Annotated in this window: 21 protein-coding genes; 9 read left to right on the forward strand and 12 right to left on the reverse strand. The window is 70.6% G+C overall.

Annotation, left to right across the window (positions count from 1 at the left end):
- Positions 1–26 precede the first annotated feature (26 nt).
- From BJ968_RS23325 to mftR, 4 genes are all read right to left on the reverse strand, one after another.
- Positions 27–1,217: an NDMA-dependent alcohol dehydrogenase gene (locus tag BJ968_RS23325; RefSeq protein WP_179757305.1), complete on the reverse strand. Its 1,191-nt coding sequence runs from the start codon at positions 1,215–1,217 to the stop codon at positions 27–29.
- 436 nt (positions 1,218–1,653) lie between these two features.
- On the reverse strand, positions 1,654–3,315 hold the full coding sequence (locus BJ968_RS23330) for a GMC family oxidoreductase N-terminal domain-containing protein (protein ID WP_179757307.1): 1,662 nt from the start codon (positions 3,313–3,315) through the stop codon (positions 1,654–1,656).
- Positions 3,245–3,829 carry an O-methyltransferase gene (locus BJ968_RS23335; protein WP_179757308.1) on the reverse strand — a complete coding sequence of 195 codons (585 nt, stop codon included), beginning with the start codon at positions 3,827–3,829 and terminating at the stop codon, positions 3,245–3,247. Before BJ968_RS23335 ends, BJ968_RS23330 begins: the two co-directional genes overlap by 71 nt.
- Before the next feature lie 9 nt (positions 3,830–3,838).
- Entirely contained in the window at positions 3,839–4,477 is a 639-nt protein-coding gene (mftR, locus tag BJ968_RS23340; protein WP_179757310.1) for a mycofactocin system transcriptional regulator, read from the reverse strand.
- Between the two features lie 122 nt (positions 4,478–4,599).
- Here mftR and mftA point away from each other — a divergent pair, with 122 nt between their 5' ends.
- The 6 genes from mftA to mftF are packed head-to-tail and all read left to right on the forward strand — an operon-like array spanning position 4,600 to position 9,722.
- Entirely contained in the window at positions 4,600–4,725 is a 126-nt protein-coding gene (gene mftA, locus BJ968_RS27130; protein ID WP_179757431.1) for a mycofactocin precursor MftA, read from the forward strand.
- Positions 4,726–4,781: 56 nt separating this feature from the next.
- A complete protein-coding gene (mftB, locus tag BJ968_RS23350) occupies positions 4,782–5,066 on the forward strand; it encodes a mycofactocin biosynthesis chaperone MftB (protein ID WP_179757312.1) in 285 nt (94 codons plus the stop codon).
- A complete protein-coding gene (gene mftC / locus BJ968_RS23355) occupies positions 5,063–6,346 on the forward strand; it encodes a mycofactocin radical SAM maturase (RefSeq protein WP_179757314.1) in 1,284 nt (427 codons plus the stop codon). Before mftB ends, mftC begins: the two co-directional genes overlap by 4 nt.
- Positions 6,343–7,593, forward strand: coding sequence for a pre-mycofactocin synthase MftD (gene mftD / locus BJ968_RS23360; protein WP_179757433.1), 1,251 nt, complete (start codon positions 6,343–6,345; stop codon positions 7,591–7,593). The genes mftC and mftD overlap by 4 nt, the downstream gene beginning before the upstream one ends.
- A gap of 18 nt (positions 7,594–7,611) precedes the next feature.
- A complete protein-coding gene (mftE, locus tag BJ968_RS23365; protein ID WP_343078294.1) occupies positions 7,612–8,304 on the forward strand; it encodes a mycofactocin biosynthesis peptidyl-dipeptidase MftE in 693 nt (230 codons plus the stop codon).
- Positions 8,301–9,722 (forward strand): mycofactocin biosynthesis glycosyltransferase MftF, encoded by a 1,422-nt coding sequence (gene mftF / locus BJ968_RS23370; protein WP_179757317.1) that lies wholly within the window; start codon positions 8,301–8,303, stop codon positions 9,720–9,722. Before mftE ends, mftF begins: the two co-directional genes overlap by 4 nt.
- A 236-nt stretch (positions 9,723–9,958) precedes the next feature.
- On the opposite strand, the gene BJ968_RS23375 is transcribed toward mftF, so the two are convergent.
- From BJ968_RS23375 to BJ968_RS25365, 5 genes are all read right to left on the reverse strand, one after another.
- A complete protein-coding gene (locus BJ968_RS23375) occupies positions 9,959–11,395 on the reverse strand; it encodes an amino acid permease (RefSeq protein WP_179757319.1) in 1,437 nt (478 codons plus the stop codon).
- Positions 11,396–11,685: 290 nt separating this feature from the next.
- Positions 11,686–13,530, reverse strand: coding sequence for a sigma-54-dependent Fis family transcriptional regulator (locus BJ968_RS23380; RefSeq protein ID WP_179757321.1), 1,845 nt, complete (start codon positions 13,528–13,530; stop codon positions 11,686–11,688).
- Positions 13,531–13,561: 31 nt separating this feature from the next.
- Complete coding sequence (locus tag BJ968_RS23385; protein ID WP_179757323.1) at positions 13,562–15,106, reverse strand: aldehyde dehydrogenase family protein; 1,545 nt, start codon at positions 15,104–15,106, stop codon at positions 13,562–13,564.
- A 278-nt stretch (positions 15,107–15,384) separates the two neighbouring features.
- Positions 15,385–15,579: an SDR family oxidoreductase gene (locus BJ968_RS26115; RefSeq protein WP_425491599.1), complete on the reverse strand. Its 195-nt coding sequence runs from the start codon at positions 15,577–15,579 to the stop codon at positions 15,385–15,387.
- Positions 15,580–15,637: 58 nt separating this feature from the next.
- Positions 15,638–16,327, reverse strand: a complete 690-nt coding sequence (locus BJ968_RS25365) for an SDR family NAD(P)-dependent oxidoreductase (protein WP_281373423.1) — start codon at positions 16,325–16,327, stop codon at positions 15,638–15,640.
- Positions 16,328–16,338: 11 nt separating this feature from the next.
- Here BJ968_RS25365 and BJ968_RS23400 point away from each other — a divergent pair, with 11 nt between their 5' ends.
- The 3 genes from BJ968_RS23400 to BJ968_RS23410 all read left to right on the forward strand — a co-directional run bounded on the left by BJ968_RS23400 (position 16,339) and on the right by BJ968_RS23410 (position 19,595).
- The gene (locus BJ968_RS23400) at positions 16,339–17,088 is read left to right on the forward strand and encodes a glucose 1-dehydrogenase (RefSeq protein ID WP_179757328.1); all 750 of its coding nucleotides are present in this window, start codon (positions 16,339–16,341) and stop codon (positions 17,086–17,088) included.
- Positions 17,089–17,381: 293 nt separating this feature from the next.
- Entirely contained in the window at positions 17,382–19,160 is a 1,779-nt protein-coding gene (locus tag BJ968_RS23405; protein ID WP_179757330.1) for a flavin-containing monooxygenase, read from the forward strand.
- Positions 19,161–19,373: 213 nt separating this feature from the next.
- A complete protein-coding gene (locus BJ968_RS23410) occupies positions 19,374–19,595 on the forward strand; it encodes a hypothetical protein (RefSeq protein WP_179757331.1) in 222 nt (73 codons plus the stop codon).
- A gap of 520 nt (positions 19,596–20,115) precedes the next feature.
- Here BJ968_RS23410 and BJ968_RS23415 read toward each other — a convergent pair.
- The 3 genes from BJ968_RS23415 to BJ968_RS23425 all read right to left on the reverse strand — a co-directional run bounded on the left by BJ968_RS23415 (position 20,116) and on the right by BJ968_RS23425 (position 22,614).
- Complete coding sequence (locus tag BJ968_RS23415) at positions 20,116–20,592, reverse strand: LysR substrate-binding domain-containing protein (RefSeq protein WP_179757334.1); 477 nt, start codon at positions 20,590–20,592, stop codon at positions 20,116–20,118.
- Positions 20,593–21,007: 415 nt separating this feature from the next.
- Positions 21,008–21,484, reverse strand: coding sequence for an RraA family protein (locus tag BJ968_RS26120; RefSeq protein ID WP_281373424.1), 477 nt, complete (start codon positions 21,482–21,484; stop codon positions 21,008–21,010).
- Positions 21,400–22,614: an FAD-binding protein gene (locus BJ968_RS23425; protein ID WP_179757338.1), complete on the reverse strand. Its 1,215-nt coding sequence runs from the start codon at positions 22,612–22,614 to the stop codon at positions 21,400–21,402. Before BJ968_RS23425 ends, BJ968_RS26120 begins: the two co-directional genes overlap by 85 nt.
- Between the last annotated feature and the right edge of the window lie 347 nt (positions 22,615–22,961).

The following is a 22,961-nucleotide window of genomic DNA, read 5'->3' on the forward strand; positions in this document are numbered from 1 at the left end:
GTGTCGGACGGTGCAGCCGTGAGAGCTCAGGTGCGGCTGGCGAGTTGGGGGACCTGGTCCTGCGCCGTCCATGTGCCCTCGGGGTCGGGAGCGTCCAGGTCGTACACGACGACCCCGCGGATCAGCTTGCCGTCCCGCATGTCTTGATATGCCTCGTTGATCTGCTCCAGGCTGTAGGTCCTGGTGACGAGCTCGTCGAGCTTGAGCTCACCGCTCATGTAGTAGTCGAGCAACTGCGGGATGGCGGTCCGCGCGTTGGCCGACCCGTAGAGCGTCCCGATGATCTTCTTCTCGTAGACGTTCAGAGAAAACAGGTCCAGCGTGACCTCGGTCTGGTGGATGTCGGCCACCGCGGTCTCGATGAGCGAACCGCCCTTGCCCAGCAGCTTCATCGCCGGTTCGAGCAGGTCCCCGTGCAGGACCCCGACGGTCAAGATCACCTTCTCCGCCATCTTCCCCCACGTCAGGTCGCGGACGACCGTCTCGGCCTCCTGGATGCTGGTGGCGGTGTGCGTGGCCCCGAACCGCCGCGCGAGCTCGACCTTCCAGGGCACCAGGTCCACCGCGACGACCCGGCGGGCCCCGGCCATCCGTGCCCCTTGGACTGAGTTCATCCCGACGCCGCCGAGCCCGACGACGACGACCGTCTCCCCCGCGCCCACCTGTCCCGCCGTCACGGCCGAGTGCCAGCCAGTGGTCACCCCGCACCCCACCAGGGCCGCCTTGTCGAGCGGGACGTCATCCCGGATCTTCACGGCCGACGCTTCGTGCACGACGACGTAGGGGCTGAAGGTGCCCAGGAGGCACATCGTGCCCAGACCCTGTCCGCGGGCGTGGATCCGTTGCGTGCCGTCGGAGATCTCGACGCCGTCGAAGGTGATCGCGCCGAGGTCGCAGAGGCGGGATCGTCCTGACACGCACGACTCGCACCGCCCGCAGGAGGGGACGAAGGTCAGGACCACGTGGTCACCCGGCACGAGCGTGGAGACGCTCGACCCCACCTTGAGGACGATGCCCGCGCCCTCGTGCCCCCCGACGACAGGTTTGAGGTCGTCCGGGTAGTGGCCGGCGTCGATGTGGTCGTCGGAGTGGCAAAGACCCGAGGCGGCGAGCTTGACGAGGACCTCGTCATGCCGGGGTTCGTCGATCTCGATCTCCTCGACGCTCCACCCCTTGCCCTTGCCAGGTTCCCAACAGATGGCTCCTGTCGTCTTCATCGAGCTTCAGCTCCTCGAGAGGTCGCGAGTGGAAGGCGTGTTCTGGGTCAGCTCCGCCGCCGAGACGCCGAGACGCCGGGGCGCCGGGGTACCGGTGATGCGCGCCAGTGGGCACGGGCCGGACGCGCGGCTTAGAGCTCGGGGTTCCCGGCGTGGGCGGTCCTACAGGACCCCGGGGCCGCTTCGCGGTGACGCCTCTCCCCGTCGGAGAAGCCACGCAGCGAAAGCCGGTGAATGAACCGTAGTGCAGAGGATCGTTGCCGACAAGGGGTTCTTCCGAAACCATCGGCGCCACAGCGTTGGACGCCGAAGCTGTTGCACCGCAACGGTGTAGCTCCAGATCGGTTATCTTCTCCGAGCGATCGGTGCCGCCACCGACATCTTCCGATGCTTACCGGGTGCGGCCTCTTTGGGGAAAATCACAAGACATGACGGCTCAATTGGGAGAACTGAGACGTCCGGCCAACCCCCGCGCCACCAGTTCTCCGATCAGCACGGCGGTCGCTGCCGGCCCGCGCCGGGGGGCCGTCGGCAGGATCGAGGTGTCGGCGACCGTCAACCCGCTGATCCCGTGGACCGCACCCCAGCCGTTCACGACCGAGCCCCGGGATCCGGCCGGCCCCATGGCCGCGGTGGACGTGGGGTGCATCGCCGTCCCGAGGCGCTCGCGGACCCACCGGTCGAGCGCCCGGTCGTCCACCAGCACGGACAGCGGGAGTCCGACCACCCCGGCCCCCGGCCCGCCGCGCCCAGACCACGCCGGGAACGCGACGAGCTGACAGGCCAGACGCACCCCCTCTCGCAGCGCGCGCCGTTCGACGGGGTCGGCCAGGTAGCCGTGGTGCACGATCGCCGGACCGCCCGGATCCCCGCCGCAGACGGCAACCGAGCCTGTCCTGCCCTGTCCCTGGGTGGACACGAGCAGCGGTAGGGGATCTGCCGCGCGCGGTGCGGAGTTCGAGGTCAAGACATGCATCGGCAGCAGCGACTGGAGGACCTCGACGCTGACGTCCTCCACGAAACCGTCCAGGTTCACCGCCGCGGCGAACCAGTGGTCGGCAGGAACCGGCAGGGGGCCGCGCGGCAACCAGTCGACCACCACCTGCGGGTGGTTGGCCAGGACACCGACCCCCGGCAGGTCGGCCTGGACCTCGATGCCCACCCGTTCCAGGTGGCGGGCAGCCCCGATCCCCGAGCGCTGCAGGAGGACCGCGGTGTCCACCGCACCGGCGCTGAGCACGACGTGACCGGCGGCCAGGAACTTCCGCTTCCCGCCAACCAGCAGGTCGACCCCGCGGACGGTTCCCCTTTGGACGCGAACCCCCAAGACGGTGACGCCACCCCGGACCGTCAGGTTCGGCCGCCCCATCGCAGGGGCCAGGTACGTCATGGCCGTGCTGAGCCGGATCCCGCTGACCGCGTTCCGCGGCACCGCACCAAAGCCGGCGGTGGACCGGGCATCGTTCTTGTCCAGCTCCTCGGCGATGCCCAGGGACGACGAGGCGGCGGCGAGGGCCTGTACCGCCGGGTGCTCCAAGGCCGGGCGCCGGACAGGGATCGGACCGCCGTTCCCGTGCTGGTCGGAGTCCGGGAAGTCGAGGTCGTCCTCGAGGGCCCGCAAGAGGGGGAGGACGTTCTCATGTCTCCAGGCCGGCCCGCCCGCGGCCGACCACCGATCGAAGTCCTCCACTCGGGCGCGGACGAAGTAGGCGCCGTTCACCGACGACGATCCACCGAGCCCGGAACCGCGGACGATCCCCCACGGCCGACCAGGCGCCAGGTGGGTCGCACGGGTCGTGCTGGCCACGTGTCCCGGCGAGACCGCACGGACCCGTCCGGCGTCCAGGACGTCGGCGTGCACGCGGTCCGTGCCGTATGCCGCCGCCCCTTCCTCGAGCAGCGTCACGGACATCGACGGGTCCGAGCTGAGCCGGACGGCGACCACGCACCCCGCGGTTCCGCCCCCGACCACCACCACGTCGGCACTGCGCATCATTTCTCCCGTGGTCGGTTTAGAAGGGGCCTGCTCAGAAGGGGACGAAGTGGTTCCACTCGCGAGTGTCGTAACCGGTGCGCCGCAGGTGCAGGAAGTCCTCAACCGGGCAGGGCATCTGCGTGAGGTCCTCCCGGTTGGCCAGGATGAAGTCCCGAACCCGTCGCACCCCCGGCATCCAGAGGTCGTCAATCACCATGTGCCCCCCCACGGCCAACAGCTGGGCACAGAAGTAGACGTCCACGAGGGTCTCGTCGAACTTGTGACCGCCGTCCACGTAGATCAGGTCAAACGTGCACTGCTGGCGCACGAGCTCGGCGAGTTCGATCTGCGACGCCCGCTCGCGGTGGTCCACGAGACCGGCGAACCCCTCGGCCGCGATGTTCTGCAACCCGGCGTACCGGTAGCTGCGCGCCCACGGGTCGACGACTACGTGCGGCAAGCGCGTCGCCGCCATGATGTAGACCGCCGAACTGCCGAAACCGAGCCCGACCTCGAGCGTCTTCGCGGCCGCAGTCAGGCGCGCCAGCTCGTACAGGTAGGAACCTTGCTCGTGGTTGGTCGCCACCGACCGGTGTTCGTCGGGGATCTGCAGGCGGGAGAAGTAGTTGTCGACCATGCCGCGACCCTAGGGGCGGAGGCGCACGTCCCGCGCGCCACGGTCGGCCGACACGTAGACGCGCAGCCCGCGCAGGGCTTCGTCGATCAGGTCGGCCAGCGAGGCCCGCTCATCGGACAACCAGGCCTCGTAGGCGGTGAGCGCCAATGCGAGGGAGACGTGACCGACGGTCTGCGGGAAGAGGTCGGCGGGCCGCCCGCCGCAGCACCGGGCCACGTGCTGGCTGATGACCTCCCGCCACGCGCGGTACTTCAGCACCGAGTGGGCCTGCAGCGCCGGGGTGCCCAGGATGAGTCCCATGCGCCGACGGTGCGAGGCCATCGTCTCGTCGGGGAACGCGTTGTAGCTCAGCACGGCCGCGTGAATCCCGTCCACCAGGGAGGTCGTGGCAGGGGTGGCGGCCAGGACCGCCCGGAACGCGGCCAGCGTCTCCTCGAACTGTCCCCAGGGGATGTCGTTCTTGGAGGGGTAGTACCGAAAGAGGGTCCGCGGGGCGACGCCCACCGCCGCGGCGATGGCGGTCATGGTCGTCTCCTCGAAGCCGCGCTCGTCGAACAGGGCGAAGGCCGCAGCCTCGATCGCCGCGTGGGTGGTGGCCTCGGGACGGCCCGTCGTGGCCGTTCGGGCGCGTCGGTGCGTCGGCGACACGCCTGCATTGAACTACACGGCAGCGACATCCAACCAGTCCGTTGCAACCTCTAGCTTTCTGCAGTCACTGCCATTACAGTCGTGCCACTTCCGAGAACGACCTCGACTGGAGGCTCATCGTGATCGATCCCGCACCCTCCCCCACGCCCGTCGACGCGTCCGATCCATCATTCTCGTCGCAGGAGGTGCTCCTGTCCGAGGTCCTCGTCGAGGAGGTCTCCATCGACGGCATGTGCGGCGTCTACTGAACGACGGAGGCACCCCGGTGCACCCCGACGGCGTCTTCCCCACCGCCCCAGGTGCCGTGGCTCTCCAGCAGGCGTGGCGACTGTCCCCGTCGGTCGCCCTCCGGCCGGAGCCTTTCGGCGCACTGGTCTACGACTTCACCTCGCGCCGGCTCTCGTTCCTCAAGCGTCCCGAACTGCTGTCGGTGGTCCGGGAACTCGCCGATCGCGATTCCGTCGCGGCAGCGTTCGACGCCGCCGGCATCCGGCCGGACCAGCGACAGCAGTACATGACCGCCCTGAACCAGTTGGCTCGCAATGGGACCATCTGCCCGCGAGCCAAGGACGGAGGATCCGAGCCGTGACCGTCCTCGCAGCAGCACCCGCAAAGACCCAGCCCTCGAGTGCGTCCCTCGTGCGGCAGTTCGAACTTGGGTTGAACGCCCCGATCTGCCTGACGTGGGAACTCACCTACGCCTGCAACCTGTCGTGCGCCCACTGCCTGTCGTCCTCCGGGCGGCGTGATCCGCGCGAACTCACGACCGCACAGGCCGAGGCGGTGATCGACGAACTCCAGCGCATGCAGGTGTTCTACGTGAACATCGGTGGCGGCGAACCCACCATCCGCCCCGACTTCTGGCACCTGCTGGAGTACGCCGTCGCGCACGACGTGGGAGTGAAGTTCTCCACCAACGGAGTCCGCCTGACCCCCGAGCGCGCCCAGTACCTCGCCGGCACCGACTACGTCGACGTCCAGATCTCGCTCGACGGCGCGACGGCCGAAGTCAACGACTACGTCCGCGGGCCGGGTTCCTACGACACGGCGCTCCAGGCCCTGACGAACCTGCGGGATGCCGGTTTCCAAGACGCCAAGATCAGCGTCGTCTGCACCCGGCAGAACATCGGGCAACTCGACGAGTTCCAGGCCATCGCCGACGAGTACGGGGCGACGCTGCGACTCACCCGGCTCCGGCCGTCCGGGCGCGGCGCCGACGTCTGGGACGAACTCCACCTGCTCCCCCACCAGCAGCGCGAGCTGTACGACTGGCTCCTGCAACACGGCGAGAGGGTCCTGACCGGTGACTCGTTCTTCCACCTGGCGGCCTTCGGTGAAAGCCTGCCCGGGCTCAACCTCTGCGGTGCCGGTCGTGTCGTCTGCCTCATCGACCCCGTCGGCGACGTCTACGCCTGCCCCTTCGCCATCCACGACGAGTTCCTGGCCGGCAACGTCCTGGACGACGGTGGCTTCGCCACGGTGTGGCGCGACTCGCCACTGTTCGCCGATCTGCGGTCCCCGCAGACCAGTGGTGCCTGCTCGCGCTGCACCTTCTTCGACAGCTGCCGCGGCGGCTGCATGGCGGCGAAGTTCTTCACCGGGCTTCCTCTGGACGGCCCGGACCCGGAGTGCGTGCGGGGTTTCGGTGAGCAGGCCCGTGAGGAACTTTCCCGGCACGGCGACATCCAGCGGCCGAGCACCGGTCAAGACCACTCCCGGCGCACCCCAATCCGCAACCAGCCGGTGATGCTCACGCTGGGGACCAGGCCCGCGGCCGCGAACCTGCTGATCCCGGCCGCCGGGCGTCCCGTCAGCGCCTGCGCGCAGAACCCCCTGGCCGGGTTCAGTCCAGGCGGTCGCCCGTGTTGAGGATCGAGAACCCCTGGAAGCGGAACCCCTGGTTCGAATCGGTCGCCGTCGCCCAACGGCGCGCGCAGAAGCGGCTCCCTGCGCCGGTGTACTCCGCGCTGGTCGCCGGTTCCGAACGAGGACAGACGATCGCGGACAACCAGGCGGCGTTCGCCGATGTCGGCTTCGCTCCCCACGTGGCGGGACAGTCGCGCACCCGAGACCTCAGCACGGTCCTGATGGGCCAGCCACTGTCCCTGCCGGTCGTCATCAGCCCCACCGGCGTCCAAGCCGTGCACCCCGACGGTGAGGTGGCCGTCGCCCGCGCCGCCGCCGCGCGCGGCACCGTGATGGGCCTGAGCAACTTCGCGAGCAAGTCAGTGGAGGAGGTCACCGCCACCGGCGCTCCGACGTTCTTCCAGATGTACTGGACGGGCGAGCGCGACGTCATGGTGCAGCGGATGCAGCGGGCCCACGACGCCGGCAGCAAGGGGCTCATCGCCACCCTGGACTGGTCGTTCTCCTCCGGTCGGGACTGGGGCAGCCCGGAGATCCCTGAGCGGCTGGACCTCAAGGCGGCGGTCCGGCTCGCCCCCCACGTCGTCGTCAGACCGCGGTGGTTGTGGAGCTTCGGGCGCAGGGGTGTGATCCCCGACCTCACCGCGCCGAACCTCACCGCGCCGGGACGGTCCGCGCCGACGTTCTTCGGCGCCTACTACGAGTGGATGCAGACGGCCCCCGCCTCGTGGGAGGACGTGCGGTGGATGCGCGACACGTGGTCCGAGCTGAGCGGCGGCGCGCCGTTCATGCTGAAGGGCGTCTGCCGCGTCGACGACGCCCTGCGCGCCGTCGACGCGGGCGTGCAGGCCATCTCCGTGTCCAACCACGGCGGGAACAACCTCGACGGCACCCCCGCCGCGCTGCGGGTGCTCAAACCCGTCGCGACCGCGGTGGGGAACCAGGTGGAGATCGTCCTCGACGGCGGGGTGCGCCGTGGGTCCGATGTCGTCAAGGCCGTCGCCCTGGGCGCACGGGCGGTGATGATCGGGCGGGCCTACCTGTGGGGCCTAGCCGCGAACGGGCAGACCGGAGTCGAGAACGTCCTGGACATCCTGCGCAGCGGCATCGACTCAGCCTTGATGGGCCTGGGCGTGATGTCCGTGGCCGACCTGAGCGAGGACGACCTCCTCGTCCCGGAGGGTTTCCACCGGGCCCTGGGGGTTCCCCCGCTGCACACCAGCGGGCTCGCGACACCCATGACGCGGTGATGGGGCGGTGAGCGCGCGGTGACGGCGGACCGATCGGCGTTGAAGTCCCACACCTGGGAGTCCGTCCCCGCCTGGGCGACCGTCCTCGTCCCGGTCGGCTCCTTCGAGCAGCACGGTCCTCACTTGCCACTCGACACCGACACCGCCGTGGCAGCCGAGGTCGCCGACCGAGCCGCGCGAGCCCTGTCGACCGCCCACGTGGTTGTCGCACCCGCCATCCCGTACGGTTCCAGCGGCGAGCACCAGGCGTTCCCGGGGACCATGTCCATCGGGACCCCCGTCCTGACGTCCGTACTCGTCGAACTCGGGCGCTCCCTACGGACCTGGGCGGCCGCGGTCGTCTTCGTCAACGGGCACGGGGGAAACCTCGACGCGGTCACCGGCGCAGTGGAGGTCCTGCGCGCCGAGGGTCAGACCGTCGCCTGGTTCCCCTGCGCGTCGGCCGACGCCGACCCGCACGCCGGGTGGGCCGAAACCTCCGTCATGCTCCGGCTGCGGCCGCAGGACGTCCGGTCCGAGCGCGCCCGCCCGGGCAACTGCGCCCCCCTCCACATGCTGCTGCCCGCCTTGCGGGAGCAAGGCCTGCGGGCCGTCACCGCGAACGGCGTCCTGGGCGACCCTTCCGGGGCCGACGCGGACGCCGGGGAGGCGCTGGTGGTGGACATGGTCGCCACCGTCGCCAACGGCGTCCGGCGACTGGGTCCGCCGTGACGGGTGCGGGGACGGCCCGGGGCGGGCTGCCGCACGGGTCCCGTGTCGTCCTCACCCGCGACGTCAAGGCCCTCGACGGTGGTCGGGTGCTCGCCGGGGGGTCCCCCCTGACCGCCGTCCAGCTCAGCGACGCCGCTGCGCAGGTCCTGCGGGGCTGGGCGGTCCCCGTGCAGGACGACACGTCGGCGGCGGTCGCCGACAGGCTCCTCGCCCTCGACCTGGCTGACCCCCGCTTCGACGACGGCCCGGCGACGACGGCGACGGCACGCGACCTGACGGTGGTCGTGCCCGTGCGCGACCGGACCACTCCCCTCGACCGGTGCCTGTCGGCGCTGGCACCGCTGCGCGTCGTCGTCGTGGACGACGGGTCACACGATCCCGCCGCCGTGGCAGCCGTCGTCCACCGCCACGGGGCTGGACTCATCGCCCTGCCGGAGAACCACGGACCGGCCGCAGCCCGCAACGCCGGGCTGCGGCAGGTCCGCACACCGCTCGTGGCGTTCGTGGACTCCGACGTCCGCGCACCTGCGGAGGTGCTGCGGCGACTGGGTCGCGAGTTCGCCGACCCCGCGCTGGACCTCGTCGGTCCCCGCGTCGTGCCTGCGCCCCGGGCCGGCCGCGTGCGGTGGTTCCACCGGTACGACGAGATCGCCTCATCCCTGGACATGGGCCCGGCCGCGGGCCGAGTCCGGCCCGGTGCCCGCCTCTCCTACCTGCCGAGCGCGTGCCTCGTGGCACGGACGGCGTCCCTGGCTCCGGGGTTCGCCCCCGAGTTGCGCGTCGGGGAGGACGTGGACCTGGTCTGGAGGCTGGCTGCGGCCGGGGGCGTCGTGCGCTACGTCCCCCGGTACGTCGTCCGGCACGACAGCCGGGACACCTTCCGGGAGTGGTTCGCGACGAAGTTCTCCTACGGCAGCGGGGGGGCCGATCTGGGCCGGCGTCACGGACCGCTCATCGCGCCCGCGGTGCTGACCGGCCCGACCGCCGCCGTCGCGGTCGCCGTCCTGCTCCGCCGGCGCTGGGGGGTCCCGGTCGTCCTCGGTGCGATCGCCCTAACGGCCGTGCGGAGCGCCCGGCGCCTGCCCCGCAGCGAGGGCCGCCACCGACTGGCCCTCACTCTGTCCGCGGGTGCCGCGCTGGGGGGCGTTCACCAGGCGTCGTCGCTCCTGCTGCGCGCCTGGTGGCCGGTCGTGTGGCCGCTTGCGCTGGTCAGCCGCACCGTGCGGCGGGCAGTGACGACGGCGGTCGTGGTCGACGTCGTCAGCGCCCGGCATGCTCATCCCCGTGAGCCCCTCCTGCGCACCCTCCTGGGACGCCGACTCGACGACCTCGCCTACGGCGCGGGGTTGTGGGTGGGGGCTCTACGCGAGCGGCAGCTGTCCTGCCTCGCCGTGGTCCGCCCGCGCCGACGCGGATGATTCGATGCCACGCCCCCGGACCGAGCGTGCGCTCGGGTGCCGGCAGCAGAACGGTAGTGAATCCGGGGAGGTCACGACGGGGAGCGGGGGCTGTAGCGAACTGCCGCCCACTTCGGGACCGGGAAGCGGATGGGGCCACGGTGTCACCCCGGACCGACCATGCCGGTGCGGGTGCCCCTCTCCTGGAGGGGTGGGTAGACGCCGGTGCCTGTCGCCCGGGGCGCTCGGTGCACGCCTCACTCGAGGGCGCGGCCGATGCGAGCGTAGGTGTCAGGACGCCGACGCCGCAGGACGAGGGCGTGGAGGACCCCGACCACCAGGGAGGCGTAGGGGATGAGCAGGAGGACCAACAGCAGCAGTGGTGAGCCGACCACGAGCAGGTCCATGTTGAAGGTGGCCGTCAACAGGGCGAAGCCGATGCCGACCAGGGCGACCACGGGCGCGATCAGCGTGCGCCACACGGAGCCGTCGCGGTTGCGCCGGAAGTAGGTGATGACGGCGATGCCGGTCAGGAACAGCAGCAGGAGCATTCCGTAGAACGCGACGCCCCCGGCCGCGGCGTACAGGACGTTGGCGTCCCCGCCGAAAACGATCAGCACGATCAGCACGGTGAGCAGGACACCGAACAGGGCCATGGCGGCCCGATGCGGAGAGCCGTGACGGGAGTGCACGGCGGCGATGGCCCGCGGGAAGATCCCGTCCACCGCCAGGGAGTGGGTGTAGCGCGACAGGATGTTCTGCAGGGACAGCGTGGAGGCGAAGAAGCTGGTGACCAGGAGGATGGAGATGAGCTGGTTGGCGAACATGCCGAAGTAGGTCAGCAGGGCGTCGGGCATCATCGCGGTGGGATCCTTCCCGGCGACCTCCACGGCGCGCGACGCCCCGGCGGAGAGGATGAGGGCGTAGGCCGACAGCGCGTAGAACACTCCGAGGAAACCGATGGCGAGGTAGGTCGCGCGGGGGATGGTGACCTCTGGCCGGCGCACCTCGTCGCGGTAGATCGCGGTGGCCTCGAAACCGTTGAAGACGCCGATGCTGAACAGCAGCAACACCCCGAGGGAGGGGGTGAGGAGGTGAGCGGGGTTCCAGGCCGCGACGGACTGGCCCTCGACGCCGCCGGAGGCGATGAGGCGCACGTCGAAGATCGTCACCAGCAGCACCTCGATGACGAGGATCACTGAGAGCACCTTCGCGGACAGCTCGACGTTGAAGTAGCTCAGGCCACCGGCGACGACGAGCAGGACCAAGCTCCACAGCCACCAGGGTGCACTGAGACCGTCGGTGAAGGCGCCGATGAGGTTGTTGACGGCGATGCCGCCGACGACCAGCGCCGAAGTGATGTTGAACCCGTAGGTGACCAGCGCGAGGAACGAGCCGCCGAGTCCTAGGGGACGTCCCAGACCCTCGCGGATGTAGGTGTAGAACGCGCCGGGCCGGGGGACGGCCCGGGTCATCGCGGTGAAGCCGAGGGCGAAGAGACCGACCAGGACGGCCACGAGGATGAAGGCCGCCGGCACGGCGATGCCGAAGGAGATGTTGACGGAGACGAAGCCGTAGACGACTCCGAGGGGGGCGGTGAAGGCCAGGACGGTGAACAGCAATCCGCCGGTGCCCATCCGACCGCGCAGCTGGTAGGTGGTGTCAGGGAGTTCCGTCGCCGCGGCTGGGGGCACCACACGATCGGGCTGGCGGACCTCTTCAGCAGACATCGATCGTACTTCCCTTCGTGAGCCGGGAACCGAGTACCGCGGGTGGTGCGGACGCGACGGCACGCGCCTGCTCTGCCGTGTGACGTGGTGCCCGGTGGGTGGTGGTGAGTGCCGCGCCGTTCAGAGCCACAACTTCCGGCCTCACGCACGGGCTGGACTGTGCCAAAGTGGAGCAGGGAAACGGTCGTCTCGATACGGCTGATGACCTCACCACTTGAACGGTGGTCGCGGCGCGAGGGACGTCGTGGTGCCGCTCACCCCAGCTCCAGGTCGAACCCGCGCCCCTCGTAGGACTCGATCTTGCGGTACAAGGTGGAACGTCCGATGCCCAGCAGCCGTGCGGCACGCAGACGGTTGCCGTTGGCCTCGGCCAGTGCCAGCCTGATCTGCTGCAGCTCCGCCTCCTCCAGCCGCGTCAGAGGTGATGTCGCCAACGACCGCAGGTGGACGTCGGACAGGTCCGCGAGCCGGGCCTCCTCACCCGGACGGTCCAGCGACATCGAGGCGACCACCTCCCGCAGCTGGTGGACGTTCCCGGGCCAGTCGGCGGCGACCAGCGCGCTACGCAGCTTGGCCGACAGGCGGGTCACCGACGTGCCGCGCTCGCGCAGGAAGTGCTCGGCGAGCGCCGTGATGTCCTCGCGGCGTTCCCGCAGGGGAGGCAGCGTGATCTCGATGCCGCGCAGCGCCGAGACGATGGGCAGGACGTGGTCCGTGACCGCGTTGGAAGTGACGAGGATCTGCGGCTGCTCCAGCAAGCTGAGCAGGGCGACCAGCTCGTCGCGGTACTCCGGGCTGCACCGGTCCACGCGGTGCAGCACGACCGCTGCGCCCCGCTCGAGCGTGCGGTCCAGGTCGTCGACCGACGGTAGCTGCTGTCGAGTGGCCCGCAGGTCGACGACCTCGACCTGCTCGGCAAGCAGCCTGGCGACGCCCTCGGCCAGCCGCAGCTTGCCGGTTCCCTGCTCCCCGACCACGTAGGCCGGCATGCGCCTGCTGGCGGCGGTCGCCGCGGCGTCCAGCGCCCGGCGCAAGCCGCGGGTGGTGCCCACGAAGTCCTCGAAGGGGGTCGAGCGCGTCGTGCGCTTGGCGCTGAGCGGGACGGTTGCGGCGGCGCTGGGCCACTGCACGCGTACCACAGCCGCCGCCGAGGCCCCCAGGTCCCCGAAGTTCATCGGCCTGACCTGCAGGGTGACCTCGCGACCGGCGCTGACGGTCACGCTGCGTTGAAGGGGGTTCTGGGTGGTCTCGGCCTCTCGGGCCAGGGCCGCCAGCACGGCGAAGTCGCTCTGGTCGAACACGCTGAGCGCGGTCCGGCTGGCGATGGTCATGCGGTCGTCCATCGCCACCACGGCGTCGGCTCCGCGTTTGCGCACCTCACGCATGTACTCGGCCATGAGTGCCTGCTCACGGGCCGAGAGCCGCTCGGCGAGGCGGCGGGTGATCTCCGCGGCGGCGCCGGTGACCAGAAGCAGCATGGACTTGGCGTTGGCGGACCGGGCGACGTGCTCGGGCAGCATCACCCCCAGCACGCCGCGGATCGAACGCCGGACGGGGTCGCGGACCGGGACGGACGTGCAGTAGCTCGTCTGCAGCGCCTCGTTGAAGTGCTCCGGGCCCCAGACCTGAACGGCCTCACCCTCTTCCAGCGCGGTTCCGTCGGAGTTGGTGCCGACCAGGTCCTCCCCCATGCGGCCCCCGACCGTCGGGAAGAGCCGCTCGGCGCGCCGCAGCTCGGCGGCGTCGCCGCGGAAGACCGCGACGGTGCCTTCGGCGTCGGTCAGGACGACCGAACCGCCGGCGTCCGAGCACAAGCGCTCGAGCTCGCTGAGCACCGGTTCGGCGGCCAGCAGCAGTTGTTCGTCGGCGTGCGGGGCGAAGAGCTGCAGGAGGGAGCCGGCGGCGTTGACGTTGCAGGCCAGGCTGCGCAGCCAGGACCGGGCGATGACGGGGCGCAGGCCACTGAGGTCAGTGCCTCGCGGGTCGCTGAGGAACCGCTCGCGCAGGGCGTGGACCGTGCTGTTGGACAGCTCACCCGCGCCCGGGACCACGATGCCGCCGCCCCCACTGGTCGTCCCCTCGGACACCGAAGAAGTCATCGCCGCCTCCTACATGCTGGACCCCGGTCCGTCAGTACGTGAGCAGGTCCGCGAGGTCAGCGGAGACCTTGCGAGCCTGCTGACGCGCGAACTGCTGGAAGTACCACTTTCCCAGCGTCTGCTTGCCCGTGGTGCCGCTTCCCTTCCAGCCGCCGAAGGTCTGCGGACCGGGCCACCACCCCGTGGTGGCGTGACCGGGGACGTTCACGTCGACGCAGCCGGCTTCGATCTCGTCCAGGAACCGGCGGGCCTCCTCCAGCTCGCCGGTGTAGACCCCTGCGGTCAGGCCCATGTCGGTGGCGTTCGCGACGCGCAGACCTTCTTCGAAGGTGGCGACCTCGCTGATGGTCAGCAGCGGCAGGAAGTGCTCGACGGTGGCCAGGTCATGGTCGGCGGGGACCCCGGAGACCACCGTGGCAGGCACGAAGTAGCCGTCGCCGTCCGCCACCGTGCCGGTGGTGATCCGGAAGTCCTGGGCGCGCGCCGCCGCTAGGACGCGCTCGTAGCGCGTGATGGACTCGGTGGAGATCACCGGGCCGCTGAAGGCGTCGGCGTCGATCGGGTCGGACGCCTTCAGCTCGCGGACCCGGTCCTCAACGAGGTCCACCAGGCGGTCACGGGCGCCGGGGGTCACCAGGACCCGCGAGAGCGCGCTGCACTTCTGCCCGCTGAGGTCGAAGGCGGAGAAGACGATGCCGTCCGCGGCCAGTTCCAGGTCAGCGGTGTCGGTGACCACGACGGGGTTCTTACCGCCCATCTCGGCGATGACCGGGCGGTAGTAGGCGCTGGCCGCGAAAGCGCGGACGATGGACTGCCCCACCGCGACCGAGCCGGTGAAGCTGATCCCGTCCACGTCGGAGGCCGCCAACGCACGGCCCGGCTCGTCCGCGCCGTGGACGACGTTGACCAAGCCGGTGGGCAGGTCCATCGCCTGGCACAACTCGTGCACCGCGTGGCCGGACCAGGGCCCGTGATGAGAGGTCTTGATCACCACGCCGTTGCCCGCGAGCAGAGCGCCCACGGTGGGACCGGCCGCCTGCACGATCGGGTAGTTGAAGGGGGTGATCACACCGAAGACGCCGTAGGGCTTGAGCACCGAGTCGTTGGCCGCCCCCGAGGGGTCGGTCTCGCGGACGTCCTCGAAAGACTTCGGCGCGGCGGCGTACCGCGTGTAAAAGCGCAGGATCTCCAGGACCTCCGCGCCCTCGCCCCTGGCACCCGCGTGGGGCTTGCCGGTCTCCAGGGCCACGCGCACCGCCCACTCATCGAGGCGGGCCTCGACGAAGGGGATGGCACGCCGGACGCGCTCGACGCGCTCGGCCAGCGGGACGCGGCGCCACTCGCGCTGCGCCCGCCGGCTGGCGGCGATGGCCCGGGTGACCAGCTCGGCCGGCGCGTCGTGGCAGGCGCTGACGGTCAGTCCGGGGTGGCTGGGGTCCTCCCGGCGCAGGAGAGCCCCGGTGAACAACTCCTCGCCGTCGACGACGTGGGGGACGGTCGGGTGCTCGGCGGCGCGCTGCTGCGCGACCGCAGCCGCGAACGCCTCCTGGGTGTGAGCCTCGATGGTCGTGGACATGCGGGGTCCTCCTGATGCTCGTCGGTGCCTGCTGCCCTGGCGCGACCAGCGCGACCAGGAGCCTGGGCGCAACGCTAGGAACAGACGCCGCCGCGGACTGTCCCATCCCGGGACAAGCGGTCGGTGGTGCTGCGGCGGGCGGACCCGGGGGGTGGCGCCGGGGGCCAGGTGGCGCAGCGGCGGGAGCCGAGGTGGTGCCCGGTGCTCACGACGACCGTGTCAGCGCCGGACCGGTCCCGGCGGGCCGGAAGAGAACGCCGCTCCGGTACAGACCGCCGTCACAGCGCGGTGTACCCGCCGTCGACCATCACCGCTGAGCCGGTCATCTTGCGCGACTCGTCCGAGACGAGGAAGACGGCCACCTCGGCCACCTCCTCGGCCTCGATCAGGCCCGACGGCTGATACTTCCGCTGTGCCTCGGCGTCGGTGAGAAACGCCTCGTCGAAGAACCCCGACACCATCGGGGTCTTCACTCCCCCCCGGGCACAGGCAGTTGGCGCGGATGCTGTTCCCGGCGTACTCGACGGCGACCTACTTGGTGATCATCAGGACGGCACCCTTGGTGGCCGAGTAGGCCGAGGTGTTCGGCTCGGCGACCACGGAGTTCACCGAGCTCCAGTTGACGATCGCGCCTCCCCCGCTGCGCCGCAAGGCCGGGACCGCCGCCTGACACCCGTAGAAGACGCCCTTGAGGTTGATGTCGACGATCCGGTCGAGCATTTCCTCGCTGGCCTCCAGCAGCGACGCCGCGCGCAGATAGCCGGCGCAGTTGAGCATGGCGTGCAGACCGCCGAACTGCTGTTCGGCAGCGGCGACCAGCGCCTCGACCTGGGATCGCCGGCTGACGTCGCAGACGAACGTGGCGGCGCGGGCGTCCTCGGCCTGCAACCGCTGCAGGCTTGCGGCGTCAATGTCTGCCGCCATGACCTGCGCCACATTCCGCAGCAGTGCGCGGACGGTCGCCGCCCCCTGTCCGGCCCCGCTCCCGTGACGATCGCGACCTTGCCCTCGAGTCGTGCGCGCACGTCCCACTCCTCGTCCTGGCCCTTGCCCGGGCTCTGTCCGGTCCTCGTCTGACCCTCGTCGTCTGCCCCTCGTCGCCGGCGTGATGCTTCCCGACGTGGAAGCGCCCGACTGTCCGGATCTGACACAGACCCGCAGTCCCGGACCGCCTACCGTCGCGGGATCGGCGCCGTGCCCCGGCGTCGTTCCCGTCGACATCAGGAGCTGCAGTGGGCCGCGTTCAGGACAAGGTCACCATCATCACGGGTGCTGCGAGGGGGCAGGGGGAGTCACATGCCCGCCTGTTCGCCCAGGAAGGCGCGAAGGTCCTGCTCACTGACGTCCTCGACGAGCAGGGTGAGCAGGTCGCCGCGGCGCTGCGGGCCGCCGGCCACGACGTGCACTACACGAGCCTGAACGTCTCCTCCGAGGAGGGCTGGGCGGCGGTCGTCGCGGAAGCAGAACACCGCTGGGGCCGGATCGACGTCCTGATCAACAACGCCGGGATCGTTGGCACCATGAAGTCGGTCGCCGACGAGCTGCTGGAGGGCTGGCAGAAGATGACGGCCATCAACCAGCAGGGCGTCTTCCTCGGTATCAAGTTCGCCGCGCCGGTCATCGAACGCACCGGCGGCGGTGCCATCGTCAACACTTGTTCCATCAACGGGACGGTCGGCAACCCCGGTGGTTTCTCCTACCAGGCCTCCAAGGGGGCAGTGAAGATGATGACCCGTGCGGCGGCCATGGAGTACGCCGACCGCGGCGTTCGGGTGAACTCCGTTTCCCCCGGTCTGGTCATGACGCACATGGCCGAGCAGGAGGGGGCCGAGTCCAACCGCGAGTTCAGCGAGGCCACGCCCATGAAGCGCGCCGCCCAGCCGCTCGAGGTGAGCTACGGGGTCCTCTACCTGGCCTCGGACGAGGCCAGCTACGTCACCGGGGCGGACCTGCTCATCGACGGTGGGTACACGGCCCAGTGAGACCCGCCGCGGTGAGCGGGCCGTGACCGCGTGCCCGGTAGGGGGTCCGCCCGGTTCCGCGGACCGGGTGGTCGTCGTCCCCGTCCCGGCGCGCGACGGGTTGCCCCACCGTCGTGGTGCTCCGCTGATGCGCTGACCTTGACCCCCGCCGCGACCGTCCCGAAGTGGAACGGTCTACCCCAGGATGCAGGCACACTCTGCACCGAACCAAGAACGGGCTCCAGCGAAGGTGCCGACCGCCTCCCCCCGCTGACGCACCTGGAGTTCCCGCCGTCCCGACCAGGAGGAACGTCATGACCGACACCGCCACCCAGATTAGCCCTACGAGTTCTGCACCCCGCTGGGACGACCTCGACGTCCTGACACACTGGCTGCAGGCGCTCAAGGAGGCCGTGTCCTCCCGCGACGGTGGCGCCATCGCCGACCTCTTCCAGGACGACGCGACGGCGCGCGACCTGCTAGTCACCGAGTGGGACTTCCGCAACGCGGTGGGCCGTGAGGAACTGAGCGGCTTCTTCCTCACCGACGACACCAGCGCCGTGGACTCGCTGACGCCGCGCCCCGTCAACAGGCTGTTCCCCGGCCAGGAGAACGGCCGCCGGACGCTCGGCGCCTTCCTGAAGTTCACGACCGGCCGGGGCGCCGGCGAGGGCTACGTCCGGCTGGTAGAGGGGCCCGACGGTGCCTGGACGGCCTCCTCGCTGGCGCTGTCGCTGTCCTCCCTCGACAGCCACCCGGAGCGTGTCGGAGAGCGGCGCCCCGACGGCCGGACCCACGGCCCCATCCTCGACCGCGTCGGGTGGGCCGAGCAGCTCGACCACGAGTTCACCCGGGAGGACCCCACCGTCGTCGTCCTCGGCGCTGGGCACAACGGCCTGATGCTCGCGGCGCGACTGCGCTCGCTGGGCATCAGGTCGCTCATCGTCGAACGCAACCAGCGGGTCGGCGACAACTGGCGCAAGCGGTACAGCACCCTGGCCCTGCACACCCCGATCGTCTCCGACCAGCTGCCCTACATCCCGTTCCCCCCCACCTGGACGCGCTTCACCCCCAAGGACAAGCTGGCGGACTTCCTGGAGTGCTACGCCACGCTGCTGGACCTGCCGGTGTGGACCGGCACGACCGCCAGCAACGTCCACCACGACCAGGCCCAGGGCCGCTGGTTGCTGGACGTCGTGCGCCCCGACGGGTCGCGGCGGTCCCTGAACGTCAAGCACCTGGTCTTCGCCACCGGCATGAACGGTGAACCAGCGATGCCCGACCTGCCGGGCGCCGACGAGTTCCTGGGCACCGTGATGCACGCGGTGGACTACCGCGGTCACCAGCCGTGGATCGGCAAGCGCGCCGTGGTGGTGGGTGCGGGCGTCAGCGGTCACGACCTGTCCCAGGACCTCGCCGAGCACGGCGTGGACGTCACGATGATCCAGCGCTCCCCCACGTACGTCATGAACACGTCGTCCTTCCACGCCGTCATGCACGCCAACCACGTGGCGGGCACCTACACCGCCGACGAAGCGGACCTGGTCAACGCGACCATCCCGTTCGGCGACCTGCCGCGCTTCGGCCCCGGTCAGGTCGCCGCGGCGAAGGCGATGGACAAGGAGCTCTTGGAACGGCTGGCGGCCGCAGGCTTCGAGCTCAGCGATGGTCCCGACGGCCAGGGGGTCCTCGGGCTGATCTTCGGGCACAACACGACCGGCTACTACTACAACGCCGGGGCCTCCGAACTGATCGCCGACGGCACCATCGGACTCCGCCACGGCAGCGTCACCGGCCTCGACCGGGACGGCGTGGTGCTGGACGACGGCAGCACCGTGCCGGCCGACCTGGTGGTCATGGCGGTGGGCTACCGCGGTCCGGGCACCGCAGCGCGCGAGGTCTTGGGCGAGGAGATCGCCGACCAGCTCGGGGAGTTCGCCGCCGTCGGCCCGGACCGGGAGTACGGCCGTCTGTTCCGCCGGTCCGGCATCGAGGGCCTGTGGTTCATGATCTCTCTGGGGATCGACAGCGGGCGCTTCTACTCCAAGCTGCTCGCCCTGCAGATCGCCGCTGCGGAGGCCGGCGAACTTTGAGCGGCGACCCGCAGCCCGGTCGACGACGGACGGGACGTCGTGGGCCGGGCAGCGGCCTCACGGGCACCACCCAGGCCGCTCCCGCAAGTCAACCATTGGAGTACATCTCGTGTTGTCCGTCGCCCTGGCCGCCAGCGGCGCACTCGTCTTCGGCGTCGCCGACTTCCTGGGGGCCTGGCGGCCCGTCGCACCCCCGCCGGCCGCGTGGTCGCCGTGTCCCAGGCGATCGGCGTGCTGCCGCTGGGTGTCCTGGTGGTCATGTCGTCGGCCCGCTTCGGGACCGGGGCCCTCATGTGGGGGGTCCTGGTGGGAGTGACGAACGCGCTGGGACTGGTGCTGTTCTACCGGGGCCTGGCCCAGGACTCCATGTCCACGGTGGCGCCGGTGACGACCCTGACGTCCGCGCTGGTCCCGTCGTCGGTGGGCTGGTGCTGAGGGACGGCCTGACGTTCCCGGGCTGGCTCGGTGTTGGCGCGGCTCTCGTTGCGATCATCCTGGTCAGCGCCGAGCACGGCCGGCTCCCCTCGGTGCACCAGCTGGTCCACGATGGCGCCACTGGCCGGGCGCTGGTCGCCCGCGCGTCCTTCGGGCTGTTCTTCGTCCTCGTCTCCCGGGCGGACGCCTCCAGCGGCGTCGCCCCCTCGCGGTCGCCCGCGTGTGCTCGATCGCGGTGATCGTGGCCCTGGGCGGGAAGCTGCTGCGTGCTCGGGCGCCGTCGTCGTCCTGGGTTCTGCTCGCCACCACAGGTATGGCGGGCGTGGCCGGCAACGTGCTGTTCCTGCACACGGCCCGGTCGGGCCGCTCAGCCTGAACGGAGTCGTCGTCTCCCTGTAGCCCGCCGCCACGGTAGTGCTCGCCCTCCTGGTGCTGCGTGAGAGGACGAGTCGCCTGCCGGTGTTGGGGTTCTTCTGGGCCCTGGTCGCCCTGGTGCTCATCGCTGGGAGGTGAGCCCGGATCACTGGAAGACGTCGCGACCCACCCCCTCGAGCACGCGCCGCACCGCCGGAGCCGTCTCCCCGGTGCGGTGCACGACCAGGAGGGCGCTGCGCAGCCGGAGGCCCCGCAGCCGGGCGTACGTGACCCCCGGCATGGACAGCCCCGAGACGCACTCGGGCACGAGGGCCACAGCGATCCCGGCCCCACAAGCGCCAGGGAGGCCAGGTAGTACCGCATGGCCCCTCACCCGCGGGGCGCCCAGCTCTCCCGCCCGCGCGACGACCGAAACCTCCGCTCGGGCGTCGTGCACCTCGCCGCAGGACGGCACAGCGAAGAGGGTACCCGCCAGAGCCGCGCGGGGGATGACCGAGAGCCGGGCGGCGGGGTGCTGGCGGGGCAACGCGATGAGCACATGCTCGCGGCGGACGACCGTGCTGGTCAACGGCTCCGGCAGCTCGGGACGCTCCCGGGGGATGCCGACGTCGATCTGGCCCACGAACCAACCGCCCGCAGCGCGACGTCGGGAACGTAGAACGTCATCGGCACGACGTCACCCCACCCGGCCCCGACCAAGATGGCGGCGCAGTGCGCGAAGACGTTGTGCTTGCGCTTGAGGGTCGACGGGGACGGTCGTCGTCCCCGCGTCGCACCCCACGACCACGGTGGACACCACTAAGGGTCCCCGCCGGGCCGCCGAGGGAGCGGGCTGCGGTGGGAGAAGGTTTCGATCCCGGCGGTCCGGCGGGCGGCGCCCTCCGCCGCCGACGCCGCCCGGGTCACGGGCGACCCTCCATCGGGGCGGGCCACCTCCGGGCGACCCACTGCTCGTGCTCCGGCCGGCGCGCCGCCGACAGCGGGAAGACCCCGAGGGTGCCCTCCCCTGGCCCACGCGCTGCACCGCCCACGTCTCCTCATCGTCCTGCTGCCAGGGCGTCCGGGGCGACCTCCTCGGCCAGGGCGGCCGAAACCACGACGCAGCCGCCGCCGTCACCGACGACGACGTCGCCGGGCACGACGAGGACCCCGGCGCAGCTGACCGGGCGGTCCACCTCGTAGTGCACGTGCCGGTAGCCGAACGTGGCTCCGTGGACGGCCTGGGCGTGCGCCGGCATGTATGGGCCCGCGAGCACATCGGAGTCGCGCACGGCCCTGTCGGTCATGGCGCCCGCGGCCTCGCGCTGCTGCAGGCCAGGTCCAGGAGGTCGCCCAGCGTGCCGGCGTCCGGAACCCCGCGGGCCTCGATCGCCGAAGAGGTCGAGCTCCCGGCCTCGACCCACGCCGCCTTCGCGACCCCGCTGCCCAATCACTCCAAGAGCGGGCGCAGCGGTGCGTTCAGGAAGGTTCCGGTCGGGTCCAAGCGACGCCGCAACCGCACGAAGTCGTCCCATCGGGGATAAAGGGTGCGGAAGAATTCCCTGTCCCGAAGGTAAGGCTGCTTGCCCCAGTGGGGCCGGGCAGGGAAGGGCGCCAATGCCTCGTCCGCGGCGTGGAAGAAGGGCCGGTTGTCCGGGCCCCACGTGCGACACAGGTTCACCGTGATCGACTCTTGTCCCTGCGTCGGGGATAGCCAGGCATCGTCGCCCGCGATCGTCCGCACCTCGAGGGGGAAAACATCGGGGAACTTCTCCAACAGTTCGAGACTGACCGCGAAGGCCTCCCGTGACCGCTCGAAGGGAATGTACGGCTCGATCTCCTCCCACGCCGGCTCGTACTGGTCGGGGTAGATGCGGTACGGGCGATTGATGCGCTGACCGGGACCGTCGCTGTCCACCGCGTCGAGGTCGACTGCGTCGTAGATGCGGACCAGTGTCGGATCGTCCGTCCCCTCGGGCACCGGCGGCAGGACCGCGGACATGTCGTACATCGGGCCGCGCACGAAGCTGAAGTGACGGTGAGCTCGCGTCTCCTCCTCCCACCGTTCGAGGACCTCGGCGAAGGGCCAAAACTCCAGGCGCTCAGCAATCTTGAAGATCGGCTCCAACTGGAGGTCAAGGCTGACGATCACGCCGAGAGTCCCGACCGCTGCACGCAGAGCTGGCAACCGCGGGTCGTTCGCCTCGAACCGTTCCACCTCACCGGAGGCGAGGACGACGTCGGCTCCGACGATCCCAGCCGACAGCATAGGAAGAGCGAGCCCCGAGCCATGCGTGGATGTACTCATCGCTCCCGCGATGGTCTGAGCGTCGATCGCACCTTGGTTGCGCAGCGTCAGCCCAGCGTCCCAAAGGGGCTCACCCAAGGCCGCGATGGTCGTCCCGGCGCCGATCGTCGCTTGATGGAGCGCGGGATCAATGGACGTGATTCCGCTGAGCGCTGAGATGTCGAGCACGATGCCATCGGTCGGCACGAGCGGGGCGAAGGAGTGACCGCTGCCGACCGGGCGAACCGTCACACCTCGTCGGGTGGCGTCAGCGACGATCTCACTGACGTGCTCGACGGACTGCGCTCGCAGGACCGCCTCAGGACGACAGCTTTCCGTGCCGGCCCAGTTCTCCCAGACCGCGGGGCTGCTGGACAACTCATACCGCCTTCCGTTGTCGACGGCTCACGCCCTGTCAGCCGCGGGTACGTCCCAGCGCTCACCACAGCACCTCCTGCGCTTGGTGATCCGTGCCAAGTTGGGACACTCCATTGCCGGGTCGGCAGCGTCGTTCTCGACTGAGCTCGCAGGAGCACCGGGTACGAAGCGTTTGCTCAATGGCACGCCTCGGGCGCCGTTTCGATGACCTGAGGCTCCAAGAGTTCGCCGGATGGCGGATGCGGAACCACAGAACCCTGTGACCCTTCACGCCACCCTCTGATGAAACCGTTCAGCCGGAGCAAACCTGCTGCATTCGGCCTGCGCTCGCCTCGCTCAACGACCCG

This window comes from Kineococcus aurantiacus, from assembly GCF_013409345.1.
Taxonomy (GTDB): Bacteria; Actinomycetota; Actinomycetes; order Actinomycetales; family Kineococcaceae; genus Kineococcus; species Kineococcus aurantiacus.

What these genes read in the sequence shown, in the direction of transcription:
- BJ968_RS23325 (WP_179757305.1), bottom strand. Translation starts at nt 1,217, where the DNA reads ATGAAGACGACAGGAGCCATCTGTTGGGAACCTGGCAAGGGCAAGGGG.
- BJ968_RS23380 (WP_179757321.1), bottom strand. Translation starts at nt 13,530, where the DNA reads ATGACTTCTTCGGTGTCCGAGGGGACGACCAGTGGGGGCGGCGGCATC.
- BJ968_RS23335 (WP_179757308.1), bottom strand. Translation starts at nt 3,829, where the DNA reads ATGGTCGACAACTACTTCTCCCGCCTGCAGATCCCCGACGAACACCGG.
- BJ968_RS25365 (WP_281373423.1), bottom strand. Translation starts at nt 16,327, where the DNA reads ATGTCGACGGGAACGACGCCGGGGCACGGCGCCGATCCCGCGACGGTA.
- BJ968_RS26120 (WP_281373424.1), bottom strand. Translation starts at nt 21,484, where the DNA reads ATGGGACGACTTCGTGCGGTTGCGGCGTCGCTTGGACCCGACCGGAAC.
- BJ968_RS23405 (WP_179757330.1), top strand. Translation starts at nt 17,382, where the DNA reads ATGACCGACACCGCCACCCAGATTAGCCCTACGAGTTCTGCACCCCGC.
- BJ968_RS23385 (WP_179757323.1), bottom strand. Translation starts at nt 15,106, where the DNA reads ATGTCCACGACCATCGAGGCTCACACCCAGGAGGCGTTCGCGGCTGCG.